Source organism: Klebsiella sp. D5A, assembly GCF_001620885.1.
GTDB classification, from domain to species: Bacteria; Pseudomonadota; Gammaproteobacteria; order Enterobacterales; family Enterobacteriaceae; genus Klebsiella; species Klebsiella variicola.
Map to the genome: position 1 here is coordinate 95,411 of NZ_LOAR01000008.1, position 18,370 is coordinate 113,780.

Below are 18,370 nucleotides of genomic sequence, written 5' to 3' on the forward strand. Positions count from 1 at the left end.
CGGGCGGTTACCGCTGCGGAAAAATCCACACATCCTCCGCCGGGAGCGTCAGATGGCAGTGTTCGGCATCGCGCAGCGCCGTTCCGTAGGCGCGCAGCGGAAAGTCGTCGCCTTCGGTACGGAACAGGTACTCCCAGCGGTCGCCGAGGTACATGCTGGTCAGCAGCGGGAGCTGGAGGCTGTTATCCTGCGCTGCGCCGTCGAGACGCAGGCGCTCGACGCGGATCACCGCCGTCGCCGGCTGGCCAACGCTGACCCCCTCGCCCGCTCGACCCCACAGCGTCCAGCTGGCGCCTTCAACCCTCGCACGACCGTTTTCCAGCGCCGTCACCTTACCGTGCAGACGGTTATTGCTGCCCATAAACTCGGCGGCGAACAGCGTCGCCGGGCTGCCGTACATCTCCTGCGGCGTCCCCTGCTGCTCAATGACGCCATTGTTCAGCAGCAGAATACGATCGGAGATGGCCATTGCTTCATTCTGATCGTGGGTGACCATCAGCGCCGACAGGCCCAGCTTGATGATCAGCTCGCGCAGAAACACCCGCGCCTCTTCGCGCAGTTTGGCATCAAGGTTGGAGAGCGGTTCATCCAGCAGGATCACCGGCGGGTTGTAGACCAGCGCCCGGCCGATGGCCACCCGCTGCTGCTGGCCACCGGAGAGCTGGTGCGGATGGCGGTTGCCGAGGTGCCCCAGCCCCAGCTGATCCAGTACGCGCTGCACCCGCTCTTTTATCTCCCCGGCGGCGACTTTACGCAGCTTCAGCGGATAGGCCACGTTGTCGAACACCGTTTTGTGCGGCCACAGGGCATAGGACTGGAAGACCAGGCCCAGGTTACGCTCTTCGGCCGGGATCTCGCTGCGCGGCGTGCCGTCGTACACCGTACGGTTGCCGATGGCGATCCGTCCGCTCGTCGGTTTTTCCAGCCCGGCCACCGCCCGCAGCAGCGTGGTTTTGCCGCTTCCCGACGGCCCCAGCAGCGACACCACCTCTCCCCGGCCAAGCGTCATGGACACCCCCTTCAGCACCGGGTTGTCGCCATAGGTGAGATGCAGATTTTCTACCGATAACTCAATCATGTAATTTCACTCCAAAGCGCAGGGCGATACCAAGGCCAATCACCACCAGCAGAATATTGATAAAGGAGAGCGCCGCGACGATATCGATGGCCCCCGCCGCCCACAGCGACACCAGCATCGAGCCGATGGTTTCGGTACCCGGCGACAGCAGATAGACGCCGGTGGAATACTCACGCTCAAAGATAAGGAACATCAGCAGCCAGGAGCCAATCAGCCCATAGCGCGACAGCGGGACAGTCACGTGGCGGGTGATCTGCCCCCGGGAAGCGCCGGTGCTGCGCGCCGCCTCCTCCAGCTCCGGGCCCACCTGCAGCAGCGTCGAAGAGATGAGCCGCAGGCCGTAAGCCATCCATACCACGGTGTAGGCCAGCCAGACGCTGAAGATGGTGTTGCGCAGGGCACGCAGTTGCACGATAAGGTGCTCCCGCAGCCAGTCGGCCACCGGCAGCGCCGAGAGCCAGCCGTGCTTCAGCGACTGATCGAGCCACATCGGCACAAACAGGAACACCCACAGAAAGGCCAGACCGGCCAGCAGCCCCGGGACCGCGCGCGGGACCAGCACGCTGTAGTCAAGAAAGCGGGTGACGTTGTCCGCTTTGCGGTGCATAGCGATACCGACAAACAGATAGCAGATCACCGCCAGCGCGCCGCCGACGATGCCGATAGCCATCGAGTTGACGATCGCCCGCAGCAGGTTGGGCTGCTGCCAGATATTGTGGAACGTCGTCAGCGACAGCTCATCCCACAGCGACACCCCGACGCCCCAGTTGGAGATAAAGGCGCGCAGCGCCACGCCGAGCAGCGGCACGCCGATGGTCACCGTCAGCCAGGCCACCACCACCGCCCCGGCCACCCAGCGCCATTTGCCCAGCGGCAGCGCCCGCGCCTGCGACGCCTTGCCCTTCATGGTGACAAAGCGGTTGGCGGTGCGCATCAGCCGCCGCTGGAGCATCACCAGCGGGATGGTGATGCAGATCAGCACCACCGCCACCGCCGCCATCAGATGGTAGGAGGGGGTGCCGAGCTTATTGGTCAGCTTGTAGAGATAGGTCGCCAGCACCATGTTGCCCTCGGGGTCGCCCAGCACCAGCATCAGACCGAAAACCTCCAGACCGAGGAAGAAGAGCAGCACGCAGGCGTAAAGAATGGATGGCCGCACCATCGGCAGACTCACCGAGGTCATCACCTGCAGCGGCGTGGCGCCGACGGTGCGCGCCGCCTCTTCCACGTCCGAGCCGACGCTGCGCAGCGCCGAGGAGATATAGAGATAGGCGTGCGGCACGTGGGTTAAGCCAGCGATGACCACAATGCTGAACATCGAGTAGATATTCCACGGCACAAAGCCGATCAGCTGCTGCGCCCACTGGGAAAAGAAGCCTACCGGCCCGGCGGCCACCACGTAGCCAAAGCCCAGCACCATCGGCGAGACGAAGATCGGCACCAGGATCAGCGGCTCAATAAACCGCCGGCCGGGTAAATCGGTGCGCACCATCAGAAACGCCAAAATACCGCCCAGCGGAATGGCAATAATCACCAGGCCAAAGGCCAGAATAAAGCCTGACCTTAACGCCAGATAAAAATCCGGGTCGGTAAAAATAAAGGCGAAGGCTTCCAGGCTCCAGGATTTGGAGCGGGAAAAGAACGGCGCGGAGAGAAAACTCTGCACCACAATAAATAACAGCGGGACGTAAATCACCAGCGCCGTGATGCACACCACCACGCCGCGCGGCAGCCCCTGCCACTTTCTGCGTAATACATTCATGGTTCATCCCTTTGGTCAGGTGAATAAACCCGCCGGGTGTGAATAAGGGGCATCGGCGATGCCCCGGGGGAGGATTATTTCGCGGCGGCGCTGCGCCATTGTTTAATAAACTGCAGACGTTTTTGCGGCTGTAAATAATCCAGCAGCGTTTCGTTGACCGGGATCGGTTTTAACGCTTTGCCCAGCAGCGCGGTCATACCATCGATATCATTTTTGCCTTCAATATCGCGACGAATAGAGGGAATATCCGCCTGACTGGCGAGGATCTGCTGGCCTTTTTCCGACAGGACATAGTCCAGCCACAATTTTGCCGCATTGGGATGTTCGCTCTCCTGGCTAATAAACGAGACGCGGGAGAGCACCAGCACGTAATCTTTCGGATAGGCAATGCCTAAAGAGGGATCGTTTTTCGCCCGCGCTTCGGCATAGGAGCCAAGGATGTTATAGCCGATCAGGTTTTCGCCAGAGGAGACGCGCTCCATCATCGTGCCGGTGGAAGACTGCACCGTCAGGCCGCCTTTGGCGATATTCGCCAGGTCGGTAAAATAGTTCGCGTCGGCCTGGCTGTCCTGCACCGCCAGCATAAAGCCGAGGCCTGATTTTTCGATGTCGTAGGTGGTGACTTTGCCTTTAAATTTATCGGCCTGGCTGGCGATCAGTTTTGCCAGCGCGGTATGCGAATCCGGAACCTCATTCTGCGGGATCAGCCTTTTGTTATAGATAAACACCACCGGCTCGTAGGTGGTGCCATAGGCTTTCTGCTGCCAGACCGCCCAGTCGGGTAATTGCTTCACCTCCGGCGAGGCATATTGTTCGGCGTATTCGGTAGCTAATTTCAGCGCGGTATCCATCGACGAGCTCCACACCACGTCCCCGCTGCCGCCCCCGGCGGCCTGCTCGCTGATATAACGGTTATACAGCTCGGTGCTGTTCATGTCGTTATATTCGACTTTTACGCCCGGATATTGCGCTTCAAATCCTTTAATTAACGGCCCGGCCGCTTTGGTATCGGTGGTGGAATAAATAACCACCTTGCCCTCTTTGACGGCGGCATCCACCGTTTTTTGATAATCCGCGGGATAGCCCGCAGGCACCTCCGCCCAGGCGGCACAGGCGAAAACGGCCGTCAGTGAAACCACTAAACCACTTATTTTCTTATACATGATACCAACCTTTAATCATCAATTAATAAACACAAATTTAACATATAGTGGTATCAGCTCCCCTTGCAACGCCGGGGATGGCTTTTTTCTGGCTTTTGTGACACTGGCAGAATTTAAAAATGTGGTGTTTATGGCGTTAATTAAAACGCGATCCCGGCCCCGTTTTTTATCGCCTGTCGCCTGACGCAGACACAGACGCAGTGACATTCCGCCGGGAGATGCCGCCCTTGACCTTCTGCGCCTGGCGGCGCAGCATAAAACGGCAAACATAACAAAATAACAACAGACTACAGGAGAGAATCAGTGCCTACAGGACACCGCTTTCTGGCGACGGATCTGCATCAGTTTGTCGTCTCACTGTTTACCCATCTCGGCAGTACCTCAGGGGAAGCCACCCTCGTCGCAGACCATCTGATCGCCGCCAATCTTGCCGGGCATGACTCCCACGGCGTCGGGATGATCCCAAGCTATGTGAAATCCCACGCCGGTGGTTTTCTGCAGCTCAACCGCCACGCCACGGTGACCAAAGACGCCGGCGCCGTGGTCACCCTCGACGGCAACGCCGGCTTCGGCCAGGTGGTCGCCCACGAAGCGATGCAGTTAGGCATTGAAAAGGCGAAGCAGCATGGTATGGCGGCAATCGCCCTGCGCAATGCGCATCACGTCGGGCGCATTGGCTACTGGGCCGAGCAGTGCGCCGCCGCCGGGCTGATCTCCATTCACTTCGTCAGCGTGATTGGCGACCCGATGGTCGCCCCGTTCCGCGGGAAGGACAGCCGCTTCGGCACTAACCCGCTGTGCGTGGTGTTCCCCCGCGAGGGCCATCCGCCGCTGCTGCTGGACTACGCCACCAGCGCCATCGCCTTTGGTAAAACCCGCGTCGCCTGGCATAAAGGCGAAGCCGTGGCCCCCGGCTGCCTGATCGACGCCAAAGGGCTCCCCACCACCGACCCGGCGGTGATGCAGACTTCGCCGCTGGGCGCCCTGCTCACCTTCGCCCAGCACAAAGGCTATGCCCTGGCGACGCTGTGCGAAGTGCTCGGCGGCGCGCTCTCCGGGGGGCAAACCACCCATCAGGAGAGCCTGCAGACCAGCGTCGACGCCATCTTTAACTGCATGACCACGGTGATCCTGCGCCCGGACGCGTTCGATGCCCCGGACAGCCAGGCGCAGACGGAGGCCTTTATCGCATGGTGCAAGCAGTCGCCGCACGATGCCGATGCCCCGGTGCTGGCGCCCGGCGAATGGGAGGCCGCCAACCGCGAAGCACGGCTGGCGCAGGGGATCCCGCTGGATGCCGGCAGCTGGCAGGCTATCTGCGCCGCCGCGCGCGACGTCGGCCTGAGCGAATCGCACTTCGACCGCTGCCGCCCTCTCGCCTAGCCACGTTTACCCCCGCAGAGCGTCTGACGTCGGCGCTCTGCGTCATCGTCATTAGTGACGAGGTCACGTTCCCGTCATCACACCATTTTAATTTTCACATGTAAATCAATAAATTAAATTCTGGCACAAGACCTGCATAGCGCAGCAGGCCTGCGTCTGCATCACGACCAGGCGTTACCGCGATCGTTGCCCGTCGGGCCCGGCGCGACAGCGATCCTCTGTTCACTGTTAACAGGTCTGTTACTGATGAAAAAAATCACGAGCGTGTGCCCCTACTGCGGGGCGGGTTGCAAACTTAAACTGGTTGTCGACAACAATAAAATCATTCGCGCGGAAGCCGCCGACGGCGTCACCAACCAGAACCAGCTGTGTCTGAAAGGCTACTACGGCTGGGATTTTCTTAACGATACGCAGCTCCTGACGCCCCGTCTCAAACAACCGATGATCCGCTACCAGAAAGGCGGCGCCTTCACGCCGGTCAGCTGGCAGGAGGCGATTCGCTATACCGCCAGCAAGCTCAGGGAGATCAAAGAGAAGCATGGCCCGCGCGCCATCATGACCACCGGCTCCTCGCGCGGCACCGGCAACGAAACCAACTATGTGATGCAAAAGTTCGCCCGCGCGGTGCTCAACACCAATAACGTCGACTGCTGCGCCCGCGTCTGCCACGGCCCCTCTGTCGCCGGGCTGCAGCAGGCGCTGGGCAACGGGGCGATGAGCAACTCGATCAGCGACATCGAAAACTCGAAATGCCTGCTGGTCTTTGGCTACAACTGCGCCGACTCCCATCCAATCGTCGCCCGCCGGGTGATCAAAGCCCGGGAAAACGGCGCCAAAATCATCGTCTGCGATCCGCGGCGCATTGAAACCGCGCGCATTGCCGACCGTCATCTGCAGCTCAACAACGGCAGCAACATGGCGCTGGTGAATGCCTTCGGCTATGTACTGCTGGAGGAGGAGCTGTACAACAAAGCCTATGTCGAACGCTATACCGAAGGGCTGGATGCTTACCGCGAAGCGGTGAAGGATTATGCCCCGGAAGCGGTGGAAGCGATTGTCGGGGTCAGCGCGCAGGCGATCCGTGAGGCGATGCGCATCTTCGCCGCCGCCCCTTCCGCCACTATTATGTGGGGCATGGGCGTCACCCAGTTTGGCCAGGCGGTGGACGTGGTGCGCGGTCTGGCAAGCCTGGCGCTGCTCACCGGCAACCTGGGGCGGGCGAACGTCGGCGTGGGGCCGGTCCGCGGGCAAAACAACGTGCAGGGCGCCTGCGATATGGGCGTGCTGCCGAACCTGTTCCCGGGTTATCAGGAGGTCACCGACCCCGCCGTGCGGGAGAAATTCGCCGCCGCCTGGGGTGTCGACCCGGCGCTGATGGATGACCAGGTCGGCACCCGCATCACCGAGGTGCCGCATAAAGCGCTGACTGGCGAGATCAAAGCCTACTACATCATGGGTGAAGATCCGCTGCAGACTGAAGCCGACCTCGGCCTGGTGCGCAAAGGCATCGAGGCGCTGGACTTTGTGGTGGTGCAGGACATCTTCATGACCAAAACGGCGGAAATTGCCGATGTCCTGCTGCCGGCCACCTCCTGGGGCGAGCACGGCGGCGTATTCACCTGCGCCGACCGTGGGTTCCAGCGGTTTGAACAGGCGATCCCTCCGGCGGGGAATGTGAAGCGCGACTGGGAGATCATTAGCCTGCTGGCCAGCGAAATGGGTTATCCGATGCACTATGAGAACAACCAGCAGATCTGGGACGAGATGCGCGAACTCTGCCCGCTGTTCTACGGCGTGACCTGGGAGAAAATGGGCGATATGGGCCATGTCCAGTGGCCATGCCCGACCCTCGACCACCCCGGCACGCCGTGGCTGTATAAAGACAACCGCTTCGATACCCCATCGGGCAAAGGACAGCTGTTCGCCACCGCCTGGCGCGCGCCGGCGGAGCGCCCGGATGACGAGTGGCCGCTGGTGCTCTGCACCGTGCGGGAGGTGGGGCATTACTCCTGCCGCTCAATGACCGGCAACTGTGCCGCGCTGCAGTCGCTGGCCGACGAGCCGGGACGGGTGCAGATGAATCCGGTGGATGCGCAACGACTGGGGATCGCTGACAAACAGCTGGTGTGGGTCAGCTCCCGGCGCGGGAAGGTGATCACCCGCGCCGACCTCAGCGATCGCATCAATCCGGGGGCGGTCTATATGACCTATCAGTGGTGGGTGGGCGCCTGCAATGAGCTGACCCAGGATAACCTCGATCCGATCTCCAAAACACCGGAAACCAAATACTGTGCGGTGAAAGTGGAAGCGATAGCCGACCAGCAATGGGCGGAGCGCTACGCCTGGACGGCCTACAGCGATATGAAGGCGCGACTGAAAGCCGCCGCCGACGTCTGACCTCAGGGAGCGCGCCGCGCTCCCTCTGCCGCTGCCGGTGGGTTACGCCGCCGGCAGCTGTTTCTCCACCAGCGCCACCCACATGGCCACCCCGGGACTAATCAGCGCATCGTTAAAGTCATAGCTGGCGTTATGTAGCGGCTTCGACGGGGTTTCGCCGTCGGTGCCTATCCAGAAATAGGCTCCCGGACAGACCTCCAGCATGCAGGCAAAATCTTCGGAGGCCATCGACGGCGCCTGGTTCCAGCGCACGGCTTCCGCGCCGAGGGTGGCGACGGCCACCTCGCGCACCTGCTGCGCCTGCTGCGCATGGTTTTTGGTCACCGGATAGCCCGGGAACCAGCTAATCTCACCCTGCACATCGGACACCTGCGGCTGGGTCGCCACATAGCTTTCGATAAGCTCACGCACGCGGGCGCGAACGCGATTGCTCAGGCAGCGGAAGGTACCGCGCAGCACCACGGTGTCCGGCAGGACGTTGATCGCCTCGCCGCCGTTTATCTGGGTGATACTGACCACCGCGGAATCCTGCGGCGACAGGCGGCGGGAAGGAATGGTCTGCAGCGCCATAATCAGCTGCGCCGCCGCGACGATCGGATCGGCCCCGCTCTCCGGCATCGCCGCATGACAGCTCTTTCCGCGCAGGGTGATCTCGAAGGCGTCCAGCGAGGCCATCATCGCGCCATCGCTGAGCGCCACTTCGCCAAGGGGGATCCCCGGCCAGTTATGCAGCGCGTAGATGGCGTCCATCGGGAAGCGCTCGAACAACCCCTCTTCCACCATTTTGCGCGCGCCGCCGAGGTTCTCTTCCGCCGGCTGGAAGACAAAGTGGACGGTGCCGCTGAACTGGCGGGTCTGCGCCAGATGGGCGGCCGCCGCCAGCAGCATCGCGGTGTGACCATCGTGGCCGCAGGCGTGCATCACCCCGGGACGGCGCGAGCGATAGCTGACGCTCCCCAGCTCGGTGATCGGCAGGGCGTCCATATCGGCGCGCAGGCCGATGACCGGCCCGGGACCGTTTTCCAGCGTCGCCACGACGCCGGTGCCGGCCAGCTCGCGGTGTACCTGCAGCCCAAACGAGGCCAGCAGCTCCGCAACGCGGCGCGAGGTCTCCTGCTCCTGATATCCGAGCTCAGGCGCGGCGTGAAATTCACGTCGCCAGCCAACGGCTTCGGCGATCAGTGACGGCGATACGGCCATGTATTACTCCTTTCCTGCATAGCGTAATGCTGAATAATCGGTCATGCGTCGCGTTTTTTCCCCGTCGCTCACTGGCGTCGGGTCGCTGCCGCTCCCTCCGTTATATCCTGTCGTTAACACGCTGACAACGTCACGAAATGCGGCGGCGGCGCGGCGTACAGCCCTGTCGCCGCCCGGCGGTCCTTTTTTGGTAGTGATTTCAACGGTGACAACGGCCAGGCGATTAATTATTATGCAACTCAGGACGGCAATTTGCCGAAGGATCCACTACTGACCTCTCCTTCATCGGAAATAAAATGTTTAACCCAGACCAGAATCGTCTTGCCCCCACGCTGGCGATGATCATGGCCGCGTCGCTCGTGGGATTTATCACCGGCTATACGGTGCCGTTAATCAGTCTTGAGCTGGCGCAGCAGCAGATCGCGCCGCTGTACGTCGGCCTGCTGGCCGCCCTGCCGCCCGCCGGCATGATGATCTCCTCTTTCCTCTCTCCTGCGCTGTGCCGGCGCGTTGAAATGGGCGTGCTGCTGAGCGGCAGTCTGATCCTGCTGGCGCTGGCGACCATCGCCTCATGCATGACCACCGATATGACGCTGCTTTTGCTGCCGCGCCTGCTGACCGGCCTGGCCTCCGGGGTCATTATCGTGCTGGGCGAAAGCTGGATCACCGGCGGCGCGGCGGGCAGCCAGCGCGCCACCCTCACCGGCATCTACGCCTCGGCCTTTACCGGCTGCCAGCTGGCCGGGCCGTTACTGATCTCCGTCGGCCCCGCCTGGCAGACCTCGGCGCTGATGGCGATCGTCGCGGTCACCGCCGTCTGCCTGCTGATGCTGCGCCATCTGCCCACTGGCACCCGCGAAAGCCTTGGGGAGCGCGCCAGCTGGCGCAGCCTCGGCGCTTTCCTGCCGGTACTTGCCTCCGGGGTCTTCTGCTTCGCCTTCTTTGACGCCAGCATCCTTGCCCTGCTGCCGCTGTACGGCATGGACAAAGGGCTGAATGAAGGGGTGGCGGTGCTGCTGGTCACCGTGGTGCTCACCGGGGATGCGATGTTCCAGACCCCGCTCGGCTGGCTGGCTGACCGGGTCGGCATTCGCCGCGTGCATCTATCCTGCGCGGTAGTCTTCAGCCTGTCGCTGCTGGCCCTGCCGCTGATGCTCGGCTCGCGCATTCAGCTGATGGCCATTTGCCTGCTGCTGGGCGCCGCCGCGGGCGCGCTTTATACCCTGTCGCTGGTGCGGGCGGGGAAAACCTTCAATGGGCAGAAGCTGATTATGATTAACGCCCTGTTCGGCTTTTTCTGGTCCGCCGGCAGCGTCGCCGGGCCGGTAGTCAGCGGCATGCTGATCGGCATCACCGGCTACGATGGCCTGATCGTCACTCTGGTGGCCAGCGGCGTGCTGTTCCTGTTGATTCAATGTCTATGCAAAAACGAGAAAACCCTGCTTGCCAGTGAGCAGGAAGAGGAGATGGACGAGGCGACGGAGTCCGCACGGTAGTTTTGAGGGTGGGTGCGATGGAACGATGGTGTCAATCGAACATGTTGTAGAGCTGCATGCCCTCACCCTGCGCCAGGGAGAAGGTGCTCTGGTCACCGACCGCAGTATGCCGACGGGGTTGCCAGAGTCTGCGAAAGAGAGCGGAATTCGCCGTGAATACGGTAACAAGCTTGTCGGTAAAAAGATCCCCAACGAGCCTTTGAGTACAGCCGTTTTTGATACCCTCACTTACCTCTTAGACAAGAGGTAAGATTTTTCTGGCCTTCTCAACGTCGTCCACGTATGGAGTAGTCAACGGTACCTTGCAAATTATGTCAGGTCGGTCATTTCCTGCCTTACCGTCGCAACTCTAGCATGGTATATCAATCGTTTACTGCTGTTGGGGCGGTGTGCAGAGCCACTGCACACTAAAATACCTCATGCATCGATAACAATATCACTCGCCGGTACAGACTGGCAGGCAAGGCACAGGCCGTCGTCGGAAACTGTTTGTTCGGTGAATGAACCAATAGCGCCTTCTATCACTCTCACAGCGCAGCATTCGCACTGTCCGGCCCGGCACCCACCGGCCATAGGGATCTGGTGTTTTTCCCCCAGCTCCAGCAATGTCCCTGCTGCCGGCGTCCACAGCACCGTCACTCCTGAACGTGCAAAAACTACCTTGTAGCTGTCTTTAAGCGAGGTAATACGTGGCACAGGAGGGGCAAACATTTCTTTAAAGATATCAAAGGCAAATACGCCCCGCTCCCGTAGCCCCCCCTCAAGCGCAGAGACCATCGGACCCGGGCCGCAGAGATAAAAACGCGCACGATTGCTAACCAATTTTTCATCAATAAGCGCAGCGGTGATCATTCCAGTATGCTGATAACTCTTCCCCTGTTCGTCACCAGGTCTCGGATTATCGTAGACATTAACGATGTTAAGCCTCGGAAGTCGTTGTGACAATATCTCAAGTTGTTTCCGGAAAGCGTGGCTCTGGCTGTTGCGGTTACCATAGTATAACCACAGCTCTGGTCCTTCGTGAGTCATGTCCAGCGAGCTTAGATAACTGATGAACGGTGTGATACCTATCCCTCCGGCGATCATTACTACCGGAGCAACGCTGTTGGTTGGGATCACAAAACTGCCATCAGGGGCTGTCAAAGCGACTTCATCACCAACCTGCAGATTTTGATGAATAAAAGACGACATCTCTCCCTGTTGCTGGTGCTTCACTGAGACGGTAAAACATGCTTTGCGCCCAGGCGCGTTACTTAGGGTGTATGCACGGCACATGCTCTCGGGTTTGCCCTTCGGAAAGACCCGCAGGATAACTGCCTGACCAGCCTGCCAGTCCGGCAATTGCGCCCCGTCCACCGGGATAAAACTGACGCTGCGTACATCCGGCGTTTCCTGAACGATATCGCTGACTATAAACCGGCGCTCCCCTTTCCAGGCCAGTGCATCAGCCACCTTACGTACCGAGCAACGCATTGCTCTGAGGGGAACGGAGCCACTTATCCTGTCCACAGCCATATAGTTAATCAGCAGATTATAATTGCTGCTTTCTTCACCTTTTATCGGAAGCTCAGGTTTATTCAAATCAGGACACCCTTGCCACCAACCATATTCAGCGATCACCACGTCGTCATGAATGGCGTTGTCAATTTTGGCTCTGAAACGACCCCGACCAGCAGGGGTAATGATTTCAATCCAGTCTCTATTATCGATATCTGCATTGTCAGCTACTGCCCTGCTGACAATGGCCGTTGGATCCGGTGATTTTCGACGCAGGCTGACCAGGCTACGATGCTGGCTGTGACAAAATAGAGCGTTCTTCATGGTAGTCAGGCGCAGCGGGAAGGCATCCTGATTTGGTGATTCCTCAATATACTGCGGTACCGGCGAATACCCGTGCCGCAGCAAGCGCTCGCTGTAAATTTCTACCTTACCGGTCTCGGTGGCAAAGCCGCGTGGTTTATTGTCCGGACCATCACGCAGGGCATATTTTTTCTCATGATTGACGATATGCGTGGTGATCCCGCCGGGATGTGCACGGAGCATTTCCAATGTGAGGCCGGAGGGCTTAAGGATATGATTAAATCCCGCATCCGTATCGCCGCAAAAGAAATCGTCCCCCATTCCCATTTTACACGCCAGACGAAACACTATCTCGTAATCGGCCAGGGAACCCCCTCGAGGCGTTACCAGTTGCGGACGTAGCTGAATATGAGCATCGGCACGTTCTGAGATTTCAAAACCGATTTTCAGCGCTTCGTGCTCCCAGAGAGTGCTGGCGGGCAACAGGATATCGGCGAAGCTTGATGTAGGGGTAATAAAATGGTCACAGTGAACATGAAACTCAAGCTGCTTCAGTGCGGCGATAGCGGTATCCACATTACCATGGGCAGACAGCATGTTTGAACCAAAGCAGACCAGCCCCCTTACTTTGTAAGGTTTATGTTCCAGGATGGCAAGATGTAAATCGGCTGTCGTGACATAACCACTTGCCGGCGGACCCAGTGGACGTTCGCTGAGTCCAAGCGCTTTTTGTCGCTGTGATTCAGGCAATAACGATAACGGATTAACGGCATTGAACGGAGGTTTCGCATAAATTCGGTTGCTGCCGCGGGTATCGAACGCCCCGGTCAGTGCGTACAGGATGGCAATAGCTCGCTCTGTTTGCGTGGCGTTCTGGCTCTGAGCAATCCCTACCCAGGCGTGGTACGCAATGCGTGATGAACGCCGAATTAACGCCATGGCAGCCTGTTGTTTTTTTATAGAGACACCGGTCACTGTCGCCACATGTTCAAGGGTGTATCCGGCAACCGCCTGACGCAAAACCTCCAGTGCCGGGGTACATACCGCCGTTTCACCGTTAGCAAGAGGCAGCGAATAGCGCCCTACCAACGAGGCTCGCTGATAAAAAACCTCATCACCCGCCACTGCATCTGTACAACAACGCGCTATGTTATCCACGCTGTCCCAAAGTAAATAATGGTTGGTTACAGCATCTGAAGTAATGTCCCGCTCACGTAGCAGCCGTCCCGAGTCTTCATTAACCAGCAGAGGTGCATCGGTCCAGGTCCTGACAAACGCCTCGTTATACCCCTCTTCCAGCAACTGACGTATAAACCCCATGGCAAGCACTGCGTCAGTACCTGGGTTGATGTTAAGCCAGACATCAGCGTCGCGAGCAAATTCTGTGTGCCGAGGGTCAATAACCAGCATTCTGGCACCTTTCTTACGCCCTTCACCAATGGCGCTGGCCTGTGCCAGCCATGTGGCGGCCGGATTGTTACCCCACAACATAATCAGTTCCGCATTACTGTAATCGGCAGCCGGCGTTATGCAGCCAAAAGTGAAAGTGTGAGCGGTATCTTTATGCCAGTTACATACTTCAGTGCTGTAGCAGGTATTAGGGCTGCCGTAGTGGCGCACAAAACGTTCAATCCACTCCACACTGTCGATAATTGGGGTCCCACTAGGCGTGGTTACCCCAAACGCTACCGATTCTGCACCACTTTCCGTTTTAAACTGCGTTAGCTTTTCAGCAATCTCTGTCAGAGCCTTATCCTAGGAAATACGTTTCCAGCCGGGATCCGCAGCCCCTTTCTCCCGCGTCCGGCGCAATGGCCATAGAACCCGGGCTTCGCTATAAATCAGTTCCGGGGCCGCTTTACCTTTCAGACAAACCGCGCCTCCAGTAGGGTGATCTTCATCAGGGCAAACAGATACCAGCCGTCCGTCAATGATTTCATTTAAGGTTCCACAACGCGAACGACAGAGCGCACAATACCCTGGGACAAAATGTTCAGACATGCCAATTACCTTTGTATTTGAGTCAACAGCCGGGTAGCCAGGTACAGACATTTGAAATCGTTCTCTGGCAAGGTAGAGCTGTTTCTCCGGAAGTTAAAGTTAATTAATAAATGAATAAATAACGTGCCCATAATGAGCAAAAAAAAGTCGTTATCAGAAGTTACACTGAACAGATGAATTAATGCCCCCACGACCGGAGAGAAAGCGCCGTCCAGCTTCATGTATTTTCTGTAGTTCTTTCTCTTGTTATCAATCCATTTTTATTGCTTACTACGCAGTTATTCTCTTCTCCTTACCATCGCTATCTTTCCCGGGCACATAGTCCTTGTATTCTCCAACTCTGTCGGAGGAGATTTACCGATAAATAAGACATTCACTCTTAATAAGGTCCAGAATAGAAGTCATCTCTACCAATGATAGCTAATCCCGGTATCCAGCTTGTCCGCGCAATCCACCCCCGCCGCCCTGTCTCGCGCATTGTTAAATTTATAGTCGACGAAAACCTGCATATTCTTATTAAAATAGTAGCTGAACCCTAGCTCTTCATAATCGAGAATTTGAGTTCGTCTGCCAGCAACTGTTTGAGTCAGTCGGGTATAACTGATATCCGGCTGGAATTTGTTGGTCAACATATATTTTGCCAGTGCTTCATAACTTATGGATGATGTATTGTTATCCCGAACCTGAGGATTGATGGCGTTGTTACTTTGAGTCATCACTGTTGCCAGATACAGTTTTCTGCTGTTGTAGTTTAGCCCTTCCGCGAAGGTGCGGATGTTCTTCTGATAACCTGCATTCTGTTGCTGGTAAAAGGTCGTTGCGGAAGAGGAAGCTGAAAATAGCGCACTTAATTCTGGTGTGAAGTACCAGATCAGAGAAGCGCCATAACCATTGCCATTTTGCTGCTTTATAGTTCGATAGTCATTATTACCCTTAAACTGATACTGCAACGCCATCTTTAATGGATGCTGGAAAAGTGTTATTTCTTTACGCCATGTCATCAGATTAAGAGCACGGCCACGCATAAAGTTGTCGATGTAGTTATAGGACATCTCCCGAAAGAAAGGTGAGCGATCAGTCAACGAAGTCACATCGTACAATACGCCCCAATTGCGGCCAATATCCAGACTTCCCCAGTCGGGATTATCAATACCTATAAATGCCAGTCGAGTGGCGTTTCTGCTGGCATCTGATGCACTCACCGTATATTCCCATTGGGCGTAAGCTTGCCAGCGTCTGGCGAGATCTTTTTTTCCGGTTAACCCAAAGTAGAGATAGCTCCGATCACCATCGTCTTTTACAGTATTGCTGGTAAAACGTCTGGCGATAATTGTGCCGTAAAAATCGAGTTTTTTTCCATCCTGGTTCATAAGGTTAACCGCCAGTACACCTGGTGAGAAAAGTAGTGACAACGCGACAAGACAGTAGCGTGAAAATTGCAATGTCATGATAAATGCCCCAAAAGATGCCTCGGCATCTGAATAGTTGTAGGGAGAAAAATTTACCGGGACATATGCTCAGTGCTTCCTTCCAGTAAAATTTGAGGATATTGTTATGCTGAAACTGTTTCTTTATGACTAAAGTAGCTAACAACGCCGTTAGTAATGGCGGAAGCAATTTTGTGGCGAAATGCAGTAGTGCCCAATAATCTCTCCTCTTCCGGGTTAGTAATAAATGATGTCTCTACCAGGACAGAAGGAATGTAAGGAGATTTAAGAACAACAAAAGCAGCTTGTTCTGTCTGGTTTGAATGCATATGGTGAACTGGTGAGATGTGACGAACAATATGTGAGCCCAGCAGCAGGCTCTCTTTAATTGTCTCTGTCTGTTCAAGATCGAAAATTATCTTGTCCAGATATCTATCTTTATGGATGACGCTCTTACCGGCAACATCATCTGCAGCGTTCTCACTTTTAGACAAGTATTTGGCCATTGCACTACTAGCGCCCCGAGTTGAAAGAGCAAATACAGAGGCGCCGTGAGCCGCTGGGCTATTGAACCCATCGGCATGGATGGACATAAACAGCGAGGCGTTATGCGCATGAGCAATCTGTACACGCTCATAAAGCGGAATGAACGTATCGTCTGATCGGGTCAGCACCCCCTCAATACCGTATCCTTTTAACAGATTTTTGACATTATTGGCTATTTCCAGCACAACATGTTTTTCCAGTGCCCCCTGATGACCCACGGCACCAGAATCAATACCGCCGTGCCCAGGATCGATCATTACCGTATATTTGCCACGGCCATGTGTTAGGGCTCCCGAATGAGGACTAATAATTGATGAGCGAGATTGTGCATAAGTAAACGGGCTAATGAGCGTATTTGCTGCGAGGGTGGCTAAGCTCGCAAGAAGTAGTTTCCGCCGGGTAATTTCGTAATCCAATGTAATAACCTCATACTGTAAATTTAAGTTATGTTATAACGTAACACTAAGCTCTAAATCGAGGTTTTGTATGTTATATACTGTTGCAGTAGGTTACTTTGTGTTTCCTGTACTCCAGTGAGCGACAGGCAGACAAAAGCTGCAATAAAACCTCAGAAAACAATATGCTGCTTGCGGAAACATCCTGATACACACCCTTTCAAAAGATAATCATTCTCATTTAATAAAGTTATGTTATAACATAATAAATCATTATAAACCCGCTCAGCAGGTCATGATGACCCCATTATTCAATGACGCTTCCTGGGGAGGAATTATGTCTACCGAACTCATTAAAGAAGAAAAACTAAATATTGGTGCCGTGTTAGCAGTTTCACTCAGTACTGTTATAGCAATGTTGGATAGTACGATAGCTAATGTTGCATTACCGGTTATTGCTAAAGATTTTGCCGTTTCCGAATCGTCGTCCATCTTGATCATTAATGCTTATCAGTTTGCTGTGATCGCCTCTCTGCTGGTATTTGCAGCTCTGGGGAGAAAAGTGGGTAACAAGCGCATTTTCATTATGGGGACCATCCTTTTTGCTTTCTCATCGCTGGGCTGTGCTCTCTCTGAGACGCTGAATATGTTGACTGTTTTTCGTGTCGTTCAGGGTTTTGGCGCAGCTGCAATTTTGAGCGTAAACGCGGCACTGATAAAAGATATCTATCCGGCCAGGCTATTAGGCCGCGGATTGGGGATAAATGTCATGGTCGTATCCGTTTCCGCAGCTGCCGGGCCTTCAATAGCCTCTGCAATCCTGTCCATCGCGAACTGGAATTGGTTATTTACAATTAACGTACCCATTGCCTGTATTGCCCTTGTACTTTGCATAGTATCACTGAAATCCAGGCAACGAATGGAAGCTCGGTTTGATAAAGCAGGAGGTGTTCTGGTCTTCCTGACGTTTATTTCGTTCTCGACGATGATGTTAGGCTTAACCAAAAATAATCTGATTGAAGTTGTCTTGAGTGCGATAATACTTATCATTCTGGCATTCATTCTGTATAGGGATCAGCGAAAAAAACAGGATTCGGCTTTGATTCCGGTGGCTATGTTCCGCAGTAAAACCTTTTCCTTGTCATTGTTGATGTCAATGCTGTCATACAGCACGCAACTGCTGGCATTTGTCTCTTTGCCTTTCTATTTCCACAATGTGTTACACCGCAGCGTGATTGAAATAGGTATGCTCTTAACAGCATGGCCACTGGCAACGATGTTGACGTCACTGATATCGGGTGATCTTATAAAAAAACATGATCCCAACCTGGTGGCGCTCTCAGGGTTATCATTATTGCTGGCAGGAACACTACTAATGACATGGCTGCCTGCGGCACCTACAAATTTACAGATCCTTTGGCGAGTAGCAATTTGCGGTTTTGGTTTTGGTCTGTTTCAGGCTCCTAATAATTATCTCATTATGACTTCAGTTTCCCATGAGAATAGCAGTATTGCCAGTGGGCTGTTAGGCAGTTCGCGTCTGGTAGGGCAAATCATTGGTTCGGCATTGGTAGCCATATTCATCAATATTTATGCGAGCCACGGTACTTCGATTAGTTTGTTCGCTGGGGCATTATTCTCGTTACTGTCTCTGACTGTCAGTTACTTTCGTTATAAATCTGAAAATCAAACTCAAAATTTCAATAAAAAAATTGTATGAGG

Annotated in this window: 13 protein-coding genes; 5 read left to right on the forward strand and 8 right to left on the reverse strand. The window is 55.7% G+C overall.

Annotated features, from left to right (window positions below):
• Nucleotides 1–7: 7 nt before the first annotated feature.
• The 3 genes from AS136_RS13335 to AS136_RS13345 all read right to left on the reverse strand — a co-directional run bounded on the left by AS136_RS13335 (nt 8) and on the right by AS136_RS13345 (nt 4,003).
• Nucleotides 8–1,078: an ABC transporter ATP-binding protein gene (locus tag AS136_RS13335; protein WP_008804521.1), complete on the reverse strand. Its 1,071-nt coding sequence runs from the start codon at nt 1,076–1,078 to the stop codon at nt 8–10.
• Nucleotides 1,071–2,840 carry an ABC transporter permease gene (locus AS136_RS13340; protein ID WP_004189548.1) on the reverse strand — a complete coding sequence of 590 codons (1,770 nt, stop codon included), beginning with the start codon at nt 2,838–2,840 and terminating at the stop codon, nt 1,071–1,073. Before AS136_RS13340 ends, AS136_RS13335 begins: the two co-directional genes overlap by 8 nt.
• A gap of 74 nt (nt 2,841–2,914) precedes the next feature.
• Nucleotides 2,915–4,003 (reverse strand): ABC transporter substrate-binding protein, encoded by a 1,089-nt coding sequence (locus tag AS136_RS13345; RefSeq protein WP_004203017.1) that lies wholly within the window; start codon nt 4,001–4,003, stop codon nt 2,915–2,917.
• A gap of 303 nt (nt 4,004–4,306) precedes the next feature.
• Between AS136_RS13345 and AS136_RS13350 the strand changes: the two genes are divergently transcribed.
• A complete protein-coding gene (locus AS136_RS13350; RefSeq protein WP_012541440.1) occupies nt 4,307–5,386 on the forward strand; it encodes a malate/lactate/ureidoglycolate dehydrogenase in 1,080 nt (359 codons plus the stop codon).
• 246 nt (nt 5,387–5,632) lie between these two features.
• Entirely contained in the window at nt 5,633–7,783 is a 2,151-nt protein-coding gene (gene fdhF, locus AS136_RS13355; protein ID WP_023322793.1) for a formate dehydrogenase subunit alpha, read from the forward strand.
• 42 nt (nt 7,784–7,825) lie between these two features.
• On the opposite strand, the gene AS136_RS13360 is transcribed toward fdhF, so the two are convergent.
• Nucleotides 7,826–8,983, reverse strand: coding sequence for a M20 aminoacylase family protein (locus AS136_RS13360; protein WP_063266799.1), 1,158 nt, complete (start codon nt 8,981–8,983; stop codon nt 7,826–7,828).
• A 296-nt stretch (nt 8,984–9,279) separates the two neighbouring features.
• On the opposite strand from AS136_RS13360, the gene AS136_RS13365 reads away from it, so the two are divergent.
• Together AS136_RS13365 and AS136_RS13370 are read left to right on the forward strand one after the other, a co-directional pair.
• The gene (locus AS136_RS13365; RefSeq protein ID WP_023322794.1) at nt 9,280–10,479 is read left to right on the forward strand and encodes an MFS transporter; all 1,200 of its coding nucleotides are present in this window, start codon (nt 9,280–9,282) and stop codon (nt 10,477–10,479) included.
• A 25-nt stretch (nt 10,480–10,504) separates the two neighbouring features.
• A complete protein-coding gene (locus tag AS136_RS13370) occupies nt 10,505–10,729 on the forward strand; it encodes a hypothetical protein (RefSeq protein ID WP_023322795.1) in 225 nt (74 codons plus the stop codon).
• A gap of 167 nt (nt 10,730–10,896) precedes the next feature.
• Here AS136_RS13370 and AS136_RS13375 read toward each other — a convergent pair whose 3' ends face one another.
• From AS136_RS13375 to amiA, 4 genes are all read right to left on the reverse strand, one after another.
• Entirely contained in the window at nt 10,897–14,025 is a 3,129-nt protein-coding gene (locus AS136_RS13375) for a molybdopterin-dependent oxidoreductase (RefSeq protein WP_228140423.1), read from the reverse strand.
• Between the two features lie 9 nt (nt 14,026–14,034).
• Nucleotides 14,035–14,331 (reverse strand): hypothetical protein, encoded by a 297-nt coding sequence (locus AS136_RS29000; RefSeq protein WP_346435444.1) that lies wholly within the window; start codon nt 14,329–14,331, stop codon nt 14,035–14,037.
• Nucleotides 14,332–14,687: 356 nt separating this feature from the next.
• Nucleotides 14,688–15,728: a porin gene (locus tag AS136_RS13385; RefSeq protein ID WP_032735841.1), complete on the reverse strand. Its 1,041-nt coding sequence runs from the start codon at nt 15,726–15,728 to the stop codon at nt 14,688–14,690.
• 104 nt (nt 15,729–15,832) lie between these two features.
• Nucleotides 15,833–16,669: an N-acetylmuramoyl-L-alanine amidase AmiA gene (amiA, locus tag AS136_RS13390; protein ID WP_023322799.1), complete on the reverse strand. Its 837-nt coding sequence runs from the start codon at nt 16,667–16,669 to the stop codon at nt 15,833–15,835.
• 316 nt (nt 16,670–16,985) lie between these two features.
• Between amiA and AS136_RS13395 the strand changes: the two genes are divergently transcribed.
• Nucleotides 16,986–18,368, forward strand: coding sequence for an MFS transporter (locus AS136_RS13395; RefSeq protein ID WP_023322800.1), 1,383 nt, complete (start codon nt 16,986–16,988; stop codon nt 18,366–18,368).
• Nucleotides 18,369–18,370 lie beyond the last annotated feature (2 nt).

Bases quoted from the DNA above. Each gene is read 5' to 3' on its own strand.
- AS136_RS13335 (WP_008804521.1), bottom strand. From the start codon at position 1,078: ATGATTGAGTTATCGGTAGAAAATCTGCATCTCACCTATGGCGACAAC.
- AS136_RS13340 (WP_004189548.1), bottom strand. From the start codon at position 2,840: ATGAATGTATTACGCAGAAAGTGGCAGGGGCTGCCGCGCGGCGTGGTG.
- AS136_RS13345 (WP_004203017.1), bottom strand. From the start codon at position 4,003: ATGTATAAGAAAATAAGTGGTTTAGTGGTTTCACTGACGGCCGTTTTC.
- fdhF (WP_023322793.1), top strand. From the start codon at position 5,633: ATGAAAAAAATCACGAGCGTGTGCCCCTACTGCGGGGCGGGTTGCAAA.
- AS136_RS13360 (WP_063266799.1), bottom strand. From the start codon at position 8,983: ATGGCCGTATCGCCGTCACTGATCGCCGAAGCCGTTGGCTGGCGACGT.
- AS136_RS13365 (WP_023322794.1), top strand. From the start codon at position 9,280: ATGTTTAACCCAGACCAGAATCGTCTTGCCCCCACGCTGGCGATGATC.
- AS136_RS13370 (WP_023322795.1), top strand. From the start codon at position 10,505: ATGGTGTCAATCGAACATGTTGTAGAGCTGCATGCCCTCACCCTGCGC.
- AS136_RS29000 (WP_346435444.1), bottom strand. From the start codon at position 14,331: ATGTCTGTACCTGGCTACCCGGCTGTTGACTCAAATACAAAGGTAATT.
- AS136_RS13385 (WP_032735841.1), bottom strand. From the start codon at position 15,728: ATGACATTGCAATTTTCACGCTACTGTCTTGTCGCGTTGTCACTACTT.
- AS136_RS13395 (WP_023322800.1), top strand. From the start codon at position 16,986: ATGTCTACCGAACTCATTAAAGAAGAAAAACTAAATATTGGTGCCGTG.